General features: G+C 71.8%; 11 protein-coding genes. 6 read left to right on the forward strand and 5 right to left on the reverse strand.

The window, feature by feature from the left end:
- Window positions 1-314 precede the first annotated feature (314 nt).
- Window positions 315-842 carry a GNAT family N-acetyltransferase gene (locus tag ACFUC1_RS08015; RefSeq protein WP_379118419.1) on the reverse strand — a complete coding sequence of 176 codons (528 nt, stop codon included), beginning with the start codon at window positions 840-842 and terminating at the stop codon, window positions 315-317.
- Between the two features lie 104 nt (window positions 843-946).
- Between ACFUC1_RS08015 and ACFUC1_RS08020 the strand changes: the two genes are divergently transcribed.
- Both ACFUC1_RS08020 and ACFUC1_RS08025 read left to right on the forward strand, forming a co-directional pair.
- Entirely contained in the window at window positions 947-2,647 is a 1,701-nt protein-coding gene (locus ACFUC1_RS08020) for an HAD family acid phosphatase (protein WP_379118421.1), read from the forward strand.
- A gap of 136 nt (window positions 2,648-2,783) precedes the next feature.
- Complete coding sequence (locus ACFUC1_RS08025; RefSeq protein ID WP_379118423.1) at window positions 2,784-3,119, forward strand: single-stranded DNA-binding protein; 336 nt, start codon at window positions 2,784-2,786, stop codon at window positions 3,117-3,119.
- Window positions 3,120-3,143: 24 nt separating this feature from the next.
- Here the strand turns inward: ACFUC1_RS08025 and ACFUC1_RS08030 are convergent, their stop codons facing one another.
- A complete protein-coding gene (locus ACFUC1_RS08030) occupies window positions 3,144-3,443 on the reverse strand; it encodes a hypothetical protein (RefSeq protein WP_379118425.1) in 300 nt (99 codons plus the stop codon).
- A gap of 136 nt (window positions 3,444-3,579) precedes the next feature.
- Here ACFUC1_RS08030 and ACFUC1_RS08035 point away from each other — a divergent pair, with 136 nt between their 5' ends.
- Window positions 3,580-4,761: a methyltransferase domain-containing protein gene (locus ACFUC1_RS08035; RefSeq protein WP_379118427.1), complete on the forward strand. Its 1,182-nt coding sequence runs from the start codon at window positions 3,580-3,582 to the stop codon at window positions 4,759-4,761.
- A 16-nt stretch (window positions 4,762-4,777) separates the two neighbouring features.
- Here the strand turns inward: ACFUC1_RS08035 and ACFUC1_RS08040 are convergent, their stop codons facing one another.
- Entirely contained in the window at window positions 4,778-5,068 is a 291-nt protein-coding gene (locus ACFUC1_RS08040) for a WhiB family transcriptional regulator (protein WP_379118429.1), read from the reverse strand.
- A gap of 218 nt (window positions 5,069-5,286) precedes the next feature.
- On the opposite strand from ACFUC1_RS08040, the gene ACFUC1_RS08045 reads away from it, so the two are divergent.
- From ACFUC1_RS08045 to ACFUC1_RS08055, 3 genes are read left to right on the forward strand one after another with little or no spacing between them, the layout of a single operon-like run.
- Window positions 5,287-6,273 (forward strand): MerR family transcriptional regulator, encoded by a 987-nt coding sequence (locus ACFUC1_RS08045; protein ID WP_379118431.1) that lies wholly within the window; start codon window positions 5,287-5,289, stop codon window positions 6,271-6,273.
- Between the two features lie 22 nt (window positions 6,274-6,295).
- The gene (locus ACFUC1_RS08050; RefSeq protein WP_379118433.1) at window positions 6,296-7,138 is read left to right on the forward strand and encodes an aldo/keto reductase; all 843 of its coding nucleotides are present in this window, start codon (window positions 6,296-6,298) and stop codon (window positions 7,136-7,138) included.
- 5 nt (window positions 7,139-7,143) lie between these two features.
- Window positions 7,144-7,998, forward strand: a complete 855-nt coding sequence (locus ACFUC1_RS08055; protein ID WP_379118435.1) for a DUF72 domain-containing protein — start codon at window positions 7,144-7,146, stop codon at window positions 7,996-7,998.
- Here the strand turns inward: ACFUC1_RS08055 and ACFUC1_RS08060 are convergent.
- Complete coding sequence (locus ACFUC1_RS08060; protein WP_379118437.1) at window positions 7,995-8,435, reverse strand: DUF5655 domain-containing protein; 441 nt, start codon at window positions 8,433-8,435, stop codon at window positions 7,995-7,997. The genes ACFUC1_RS08055 and ACFUC1_RS08060 overlap by 4 nt on opposite strands.
- A 7-nt stretch (window positions 8,436-8,442) precedes the next feature.
- The gene (locus ACFUC1_RS08065; RefSeq protein ID WP_379118439.1) at window positions 8,443-9,063 is read right to left on the reverse strand and encodes an L-threonylcarbamoyladenylate synthase; all 621 of its coding nucleotides are present in this window, start codon (window positions 9,061-9,063) and stop codon (window positions 8,443-8,445) included.
- Between the last annotated feature and the right edge of the window lie 29 nt (window positions 9,064-9,092).

The following is a 9,092-nucleotide window of genomic DNA, read 5'->3' on the forward strand; positions in this document are numbered from 1 at the left end:
GTCGACACGGTGCCGGTCGCCCCGCTCGGTCCCGTCGTGGGACCGGGCGGAGCAGTGGTGGGTGTGGCTGGTGTGACCAACGGTGTCGATGAGGCTGCCGGCACGGCGTGTGCCGGTCCCACCCCTGCCAGCGCCACGGCCGCAAGTGCTGCTGCCGCGAGGCCGGCGCGTCCACCCAACCGCGCCACGACTCGTCCTGTCTCCACCCCCGCCGCCGGACCCGCCGGCGGACGAACTGCCATCGTGCAGGACCCTAGCCCGACCTGCACGGATCGCGTCTCCTGCGTTTGGTCGAGTGGGGGTCGACCGGTCGGTCACTCCTGCCCGGGCGCGAGCTCCTTGACCATCAGCGCGACCTGGTGGCCCCGCGGCCCAAGGGTCCCGACCTCGACGAAGCCGCGTGCCCGGTGGAACGCCAGGGACGGCTCGTTCGGCGGGTCGACGTTCACCTCGAGCGCCAGCCGTCCGGAGTCCGCCGCCCGCGCCTCCACGAGGTCGTAGACCTGCGAGGCCAGGCCGCGGCGGCGGAACCTGTCGTCGACGACGATCCGGTCGAGGTAGAGGAAGCCGTCGCCGTAGCGCTGCGCGAACCAGCGGTAGTTCTCCGAGTCGTAGGCGCTGCCCGGGCCGAAGGTGAGGACGAACCCGGCCACCTGCTCGTCGGCCGTGATGACGTCGGCGCGCTCGCTCCACCCGACCAGCCGCTGCAGCCTCGCCTCGTCGAGGGGGGACAGCAGCTCGACGTGCGTGGCGTTGAGGTGCAGCACGGCCGGGACGTCCTCCTCCCTCAGGGGACGCAGGAGGTCGCCGGCAGGGGAGGGGAGCGGGGGAGCGGGTGCCATGGGGCGAGTGTGCCACCCATGACAGATGTCACTTCCGCGCACGTCAGGGGGTTGCGTAGCCTCCCGCGTTCACCCTCTCCGCACGACCGTCAGGAGCTCGTGACATGAGTCGACCCATCCACCACGAAGGGGTCGGCCCGACCGCACCCCGCACCCGGCGAGGGGCGGTGGTCGCCGGCGTCGCGACCCTGGCACTCACCGCAGCCGCTGTCTGCGTGGCGGCCCCCGCCAGCGCCCACGGCACCGACGACCACCACGGCCAGCAGGACCGGCGGGACCAGCGGCTCTCACCCCGGACCCACTTCACCATGAAGGACGACGGGTCCAGTGGCTACACGACGAGCGGTGAGGGCATCCCCAACATCGACTCGGTCAAGAAGACCATCTACGCCTACTACGGCGACCCCAAGGGCACCGGTGCCGCGAACCCGACCGACTCGCCGTACGTGCGCGAGATGGCGGGCATCCTCGCCCGGGAGCGCCAGCAGCTGCCCCGCCTGCTCGCCGATGCCAAGCGCCACCACGAGAAGCCGGCCATCGTCTTCGACGCCGACGACACGACGCTGTGGACGTACCAGATGGAGGTGGGGGACATGAAGTTCGTCTTCACCCCCCAGGCCCAGCAGCCCTGGATCGACGGGGAGAAGATGCCCGCCGTGCCAGGCATGGTCGACTTCGTCAACGACGCCCAGGCCATGGGCTTCACCGTCTTCGGCCTCACCGGGCGCAGCGACAGCCAGAAGGCACACACGCTCGGCAACCTCGCGAAGGTCGGGTACACGGCATTCACCGCGGACCGCTACTTCACGAAGTTCAACTCCGGCACGACGCCGCCGGCCTACCTCACCTGCGCGGCCGTGACGACGTGCACGACCGTCGAGTACAAGGCGGGCACGCGCAAGCACATCGAGCAGGACCTCGGGTACGACATCGCCCTCAACGTCGGCGACCAGTTCTCCGACCTCCAGGGCGGCTACGCCGACCACTGGCTCAAGCTGCCGAACCCGACCTACTACCTGCCGTCGCCCGACCTGCCCGGCGTCAAGGAGCCGTGGCTCGCACCGCGGACGCACTTCACCATGGAGCCGGACGGCTCGAGCGGCCTGACCCAGGGTGGTGAGGGCATCCCCAACATCGACTCGGTCAAGAAGACCGTCTACGCGTACTACGGGGACCCCAAGGGCACCGGCACGGCGGCCACGACCTCCTCGCGCTACATCTCCGAGATGGCCACGATCGAGAAGCAGCAGCGCACCCGGCTGCTGCAGACCTGCGCCACCGAGGCGCAGGAGGGCCGCAAGCCGGCGGTCGTGCTCGACGCCGACGACACCACCCTGTGGGGCTACAACATGGAGGTCGGTGACATGCACTTCGTCTTCACCCCGGCCGCCCAGGCGCCCTGGGTGAACGAGGGCAGGTTCCCGGCGACGCCCGGCATGGTCGACCTCGTCAACGCGGCCGCTCAGGCCGGCTGCACCCTCGTCGGCCTCACGGGTCGCAACGACACCCAGAAGGACGCGACCCTGGCGAACCTCGCCAAGGTCGGCTACCAGGGCTTCACGCCGGAGACCTACTTCACCAAGTGGGTCAGCGGCTCGACCCCGCCGTCCTGGGTGACGACGTCGGACTGCGTGGCGTACCCGAGCTGCACGACGATCGAGTACAAGTCGACCGTCCGCAAGCACGTCGAGGACGACCTCGGGTACGACGTCGTGGCCAACTTCGGCGACCAGTTCAGCGACCTCATCGGCGGGCACGCCGACCGCACGGTCAAGCTGCCGAACCCGATGTACTACCTGCCCTGACCCCCGGCCGGCTGCCTCGAGCAGTCGTCCACGGACCCAAGCAGTCGTCCACAGGCCCAGCCGCGGCCGGTCCCCGTCCACAGGGGATCCGGCCGCGGCTGGTGTCGTCCCGGGCCCGGACGGGACCATCGAACACATGATCGAGACAGGGGAGTGGGCCAACGAGGTGCGCCTCGTGGGCCGGGTGAGCGGCGGCAGCCAGGAGCGTGAGCTGCCCAGCGGGGACGAGGTGGTGTCGCTGCGCCTCGTCGTCCCGAGGACGGGTCGGGCGCCACGGAAGGCGGCAGCCAGCGTCGACACGATCGACGTCGCGTGCTGGACGACCCGGGTGCGCCGGACCGCGCGCGGCCTGGCCGACGGCGACGTGGTCGAGGTCGAGGGCGCGCTGCGGCGACGGTTCTTCCGCGCCGGGTCCGGAGCCGTCAGCCGGTACGAGGTGGAGGCGACGACCCTGCGCCGCGTCCGCCGCTGAGCCGACGAGCGCGGCCCCGGGCACTCAGCCGTCGATCGACAGCTGCACCCGGGCCACCTCTGCGGCAGCCTGCACGATCATGGCGCGATACCGGATGTGCTCGTGGTCCACGTCGTAGGCCCGGTAGGCGTCGGCGTCGGCCCAGTCGTTGCTGATCGCGGCGGACCAGCCGCCGGCCCGCAGCCCGAGGTCCAGGCCGACGTGCACCGACACCTGGCCCGGCATCCGGAGTGAGGCGACGCCGTCGAGCCCGGCACGCAGCAGCGCCCAGTCGGCGTCCGCTGCGTCGGGAGCCATCCTGATGAGCACGAGGTTGCGGATCACGGTGACGAGCCTAGGCGCCTGCCGGGAAGGTGCACGGTTCACGGAGATATCGCGCCGATAATCGACATTATGTCATTTCGGCGTTTCGGAGAGCGGGTGCTCCGACGACCGCCGGGGTCGCCACTACCCTGCTCCGGTGCAGTGCGACTACTTCGATGCCGGGGTGTGCCGCTCGTGCACGTCCATGGGCGTCCCGTATGCCGTGCAGCTCGCCGACAAGGACGCGTCCGTGCGGTCGGCACTGGCCGCACTCGTCGACGGGGCGCTGTGGCTCGAACCGTTCTCCGGGCCGGAGTCCGGCTTCCGCAACAAGGCCAAGCTCGTCGTCGGCGGGCGCCGTGGCGCCCCTGAGCTGGGCATCCTCGACGGCCGCGGCGGTGTCGCGGACCTCACGCGGTGCGGGCTCTACGAACCAGCGCTCGCCGCCGCCGTCCGGGCGCTACCGGGTGTCGTCGCCCGCAGCGGCCTGACGCCGTACGACGTGGGCCGCCGCTCGGGCGAGCTCAAGAACATCCTGGTGACGGCCTCCCCCGACGACGAGCTCATGGTCCGTTTCGTGCTGCGCTCACCTGGGCAGCTCCCCCGCCTGCGCGAGGCGCTCGACGACCTGCGCACGACGCTCCCCGGGACCACGGTCGTCACCGCCAACCTGCTCCCGGAGCACAAGGCCGTGCTCGAGGGCCCCGAGGAGGTCGTCCTCACCCAGGCCGACTCGCTGACGATGCGGGTGGACGGCGTGGGACTCCACCTGCGCCCCCAGAGCTTCTTCCAGACCAACACGACGGTCGCCACCGGCCTGTACCGCCAGGTGACGGACTGGGTGTCCACCCTGCGCGCCACGGTCCTGTGGGACCTGTACTGCGGGGTCGGCGGCTTCGCGCTGCACGCCCTGCGCGCCGGCGCCGTCGGCTCGGTCCGCGGGGTCGAGGTCTCCCCCGCCGCCGTCGACAGCGCCAACCGCACCGCGCGGGAGATGGGCGCCGCGCCCGGGATCGCGGTCTTCGAGACGGGTGACGCGACGCAGGACCTCGGGCCGGCCCGGGACGCTTCCACACCCTCCGAGCCGGCGGGAACCACACCGGGCTCCCCCGAGGTCCTCGTCGTCAACCCCCCGCGGCGGGGCATCGGGGCCGACCTCGCGTGGCGGATCGAGCGCTCCCCCGACCTGCGCCACGTCGTCTACTCCAGCTGCAACGTCACGACACTCTCGCGCGACCTTGCCGCCATGCCGTCCCTGCGCGTGCGCTCGGCACGGCTCTTCGACATGTTCCCGCAGAGCTCCCACCACGAGGTGGCGGTCCTGCTCGAGCGGGTGTGAGTCCGTGACCGGACGCTCAGACCGCAGCCTGGCGGCGCACCATGACCTCGCGCTCCTCCGGGGTGGTCCCACCCCAGACGCCGTACGGCTCGCGCACCTTGAGCGCGTGCGACAGGCACGCCTGCACGACCGGGCACGTGGCGCACAGCGCCTTGGCCGCCGCCTCCCGGGCCATCCGGCGCTTGCCACGCTCGGCCTCACCGAAGAAGAACTGGTCCGGGCTGCTGCTCCGGCACGCCCCCTCCAGCTGCCAGTCGTAGTTGTCCATGAGGGGCTTCGGCAGCCGCTTGATGTTGCCCACGTCCATTGGGTGTCCCGTCCTGTTCGCTGGTGGAGAACTTCGTCGGTGCGGAAAAATCTTGGCACAACCTGTTCAGGTGTGTGTCAGCAACTTATGCAAAACCGCTTCACTATGCAAGACCCTCGAATAAGTTCTAGAGTGGGGCATGCCCGGAGAACCATGCAGACGGTGACAGGAACCCGTCGACAGGGACACCGGTCGCCAACTGTGAGGAGTGGTACCGCGTGACCTCCGGAACCGACCGCAACCCGGACGCCGTCGTGCGCCCGGCGTCGGAACCGACCGCCGACACGACGACCTCCACCGACCTGGACTGGTCGGTGGGTCGGGTGGCCGACCGTCTCGGCATCCCCACGGCCACGTTGCGCACGTGGGACCGGCGCTACGGCGTCGGCCCGTCCCAGCGCACCGCTGGTGGTCACCGGCGCTACTCCGAGGAGGACATCCGCCGGGTGCGGGTCATGTCCCGCTTCATCGACAAGGGCGTCCCGGCGCAGTCCGCTGCCCGGGTCGCGTCCGCCATGGACACCACGCGCCTGCAGATCGAGACCGCCGAGGACCACCCGGTCGACGTGGGCGGCGACCGCGGGCGCGTCGCGGCGATCACCAGCGCGGCGCTGGCGCTCGACCCCGAGTCGCTGTCGCGCCTGTACCAGTCCACGCTGCGCGAGCGTGACCTGGTGAGCGCGTGGACCGACGTCTTCGCACCGGCCATGCGCGAGATCGGGGAGCAGTGGGGCAGCGGGACGCTCGGCGTGGAGTCCGAGCACCTGGCCAGCGAGATGCTCGTCACCGAGCTGCGGGCCGTCATCGCGGCCAGCCGCCCCCAGCGGGTCCACCAGGACGTCATCCTGGCCAGCGCGGACGAGGAGCAGCACTACCTGCCGCTCCTCGCGCTGCAGGCAGAGCTCGCCCGCCAGGGCCTCGGCGTCTCCTACCTCGGGCCGCGCATGCCCACGCACGCCCTGAGCTCGGTGATGCGCACCCGGCGCCCGGACCGGGTGTTCCTGTGGGCGTCGCTGTCCCGGGCGAGCAACGAGCCGATCTGGCAGACGCTCAACGTCATCGACCACCCGATGCTCCTCGTCATCGGCGGCCCGGGCTGGCCCGACAACACTCCCCCGGTCTCGCCGCACGTAACCGTGGCCCGGGCGAACGACCTCGCCACCGCCGCGAGCCTGCTGGTGCACCCTCCCGGGTCGCGTTCCTGACCGGTGCTCGTACGGTGTGTCCATGGCGACCCAGGACCTCACCTACCAGCTCAACGACGGCACCACGGTGCCCCTCATCGGCTTCGGCACCTACCCCCTGCGCGGGGAGGAGGGCATCGCGGCGATGACGAGCGCGATCGAGGCCGGCTACCGCTACCTCGACAGCGCGGTGAACTACGAGAACGAGGCCGAGGTCGGTGAGGCCCTGCGCCGCAGCGGCATCCCGCGCGAGGAGGTGCGGCTGGCGACCAAGGTGCCCGGCCGGTTCCACGCCAAGGACCTGGCGCTGCGCTCCCTCGCGGACTCCGCCCAGCGCCTCGGGGTCGAGCAGATCGACGTCGCACTCATCCACTGGCCCAACCCCAGCCGGGACCTCTACCCGCAGGCCTGGCAGGCACTCGTCCAGGCCCAGCGCGACGGCCTGGTCCGCACCATCGGCGTCAGCAACTTCACCCGGGCGCACCTCCAGCGCATCATCGACGACACCGGCGTCGTACCGGCGCTGAACCAGGTCGAGCTGCACCCGTACTTCCCCCAGCAGCAGCTGCGGGCGACCCACGAGGAGCTGGGGATCCGCACCCAGGCCTGGAGCCCGCTGGGCAAGAACCCCACGCCGTTCCACGAGCCGGCGGTCGCCGAGGCGGCCCGGGCCCACGGCGTGAGCCCGGCGCAGGTGGTGCTGCGTTGGCACGTCCAGCTCGGCTCGATGCCGCTGCCGAAGTCGGGGACGCCGGCGCGCCAGGCGGAGAACCTCGACGTGCTCGGGTTCGAGCTCACCGAGGCCGAGGTGGGTGCGATCAGCGCCCTCGAGCGGGCCGACGGGCGACGCTTCGGCGGCGACCCCGACACGCACGAGGAGATGTAGCGCCGGTGGACCGGCAGGGGCAGGCCTGGGTGGGGACGTCCGGGTGGCTGTACCCGCGGTGGCGCGGCGACTTCTACCCCGAGGGCCTGCGCCAGCGCGACGAGCTGGCCTACCTCGCCGGACGGGTCACGTCGATCGAGGTCAACGCCTCGTTCTACTCGCTGCGCCGCCCCAGCACGTATGCCGCGTGGCGCAGCGCTGTGCCCGACGGCTACCCGCTGGCGGTCAAGGGCGGGCGCTTCGTCACGCACCTCAAACGGCTGCGCGGGGTGGAGACGGGGCTGGCGAACTTCTTCGCCTCGGGGCCGCTGGCGCTCGGGCCGAGCCTGGGCCCGATCCTGTGGCAGCTCCCCGAGTGGGTGGAGTTCGACGCCACGCTGGTCCGGGACTTCCTCGACCTGCTCCCCCGCACGACGACGGCCATGGCCGCCCTCGCCCGGCGGCACGACGACAAGCTCACCGATGACCGGGTCCTCACCAAGCCCGGGACGCACCGTCCCGTGCGGCACGCCCTCGAGCCACGCCACGCCTCCTTCGACACCGACGAGGCGCGGGCGCTGCTGCGGGACGAGGACGTGGCCATGGTGCACGCCGACACCGCCGGGCGGTTCCCCACCATCGGCGACGGGACGGCGTCGTTCCACTACGTGCGGCTGCACGGGGAGAGACGTCTCTACGGAGGCGGGTACTCCGACGCCACGCTGGAGTCCTGGGCCGAGCGGCTGCACCGGTGGACGGCCTCGGGTGAGGACGCCTACGTCTACTTCGACAACGACGCAGACGGTCGTGCGCCCTACGACGCGGTGCGCCTCATCGACCTGCTCGGCGACCGCGCCACGGCGGCGGCTCCCACCCCCTAGGCCCCGGTCTCCGGTGCTCCGGGAGCGGCGGGCGAGGCGGCGCCCGGCTGTTGCGGGCCGGCCGCCTCCGCGGCCTGCCGCAAGAGGTCCACCACCTCCTCGTCGACATCACCGGCGCCGGACAGCTCCAGGTGGTGCATCCAGGTCCCCGGCGAGGGGTGCGCCACCTCCTTCACCCTGGGATGGGTCAGCTGTCGCGGCAGCGCCACGGAGAGCACCAGGGGCACTGTGCTGCGGACGTACTGGCCCGGCCGCCAGGCGTACGCGAAGCCTCGGCGCCGGGCCCACGCCACCTGGCTGCGGGTCACCCGCTCGCGCGCGCCGCCCAGCTCCTCGACCGCGCCGCGCACGGCCCGGTACACCTCGAGCGACTCGGGATGACCGGCGAACAGCTCCTCGGCCCCTCCGGGGAGCTCCTGCGCACGTGACTTCGCCACGACGGGCTCACTCGAACGGGGTGGGGTCCCCCGCGCCGACCCGGGTGACGACCGGCGTCCCGTCGGAGTAGTCGACGACGGTGGTCGGCTCGGTGCCGCACTCCCCCGAGTCGATGACCGCGTCGACGAGGTGGTCGAGCTCGTCCTTGACGACCCAGCCCTCCGTCATCGGCTCCTCGTGCCCGGGCAGGATCAGGGTGCTGGACAGCAGCGGCTCCCCCAGCTCGTCGAGCAGCGCCTGCACGACCCGTGAGTCGGGGATGCGCACGCCGACCGTCTTCTTCTTGGGGTGCAGCAGCCGGCGGGGCACCTCCTTGGTGCCGGGCAGGATGAAGGTGTACGGCCCCGGCGTCGCAGCCTTGACCGCCCGGAACACCGCGTTGTCGATGTGCGCGAGCTGCCCCAGCTGGGCGAAGTCGCGGCACACGAGCGTGAAGTGGTGCCGCTCGTCGAGGTGGCGGATGCGCAGGATCCGCTCCTTGCCCTCCTGGTTGCCCAGGGCGCAGCCGAGCGCGTAGCCGGAGTCCGTCGGGTACGCCACGAGGCCGCCCTCGCGGATCAGGGCGACCGCCTGCCCGATGGCCCGGGGCTGGGGGTCGACCGGGTGGACGTCGAGGTAGCGGGCCATGGCCGAAACTGTATGCCGCGGTGCCGGGC

The sequence above is a fragment of the Pedococcus sp. NPDC057267 genome, from assembly GCF_042668795.1.
Taxonomy (GTDB): domain Bacteria; phylum Actinomycetota; class Actinomycetes; order Actinomycetales; family Dermatophilaceae; genus Pedococcus.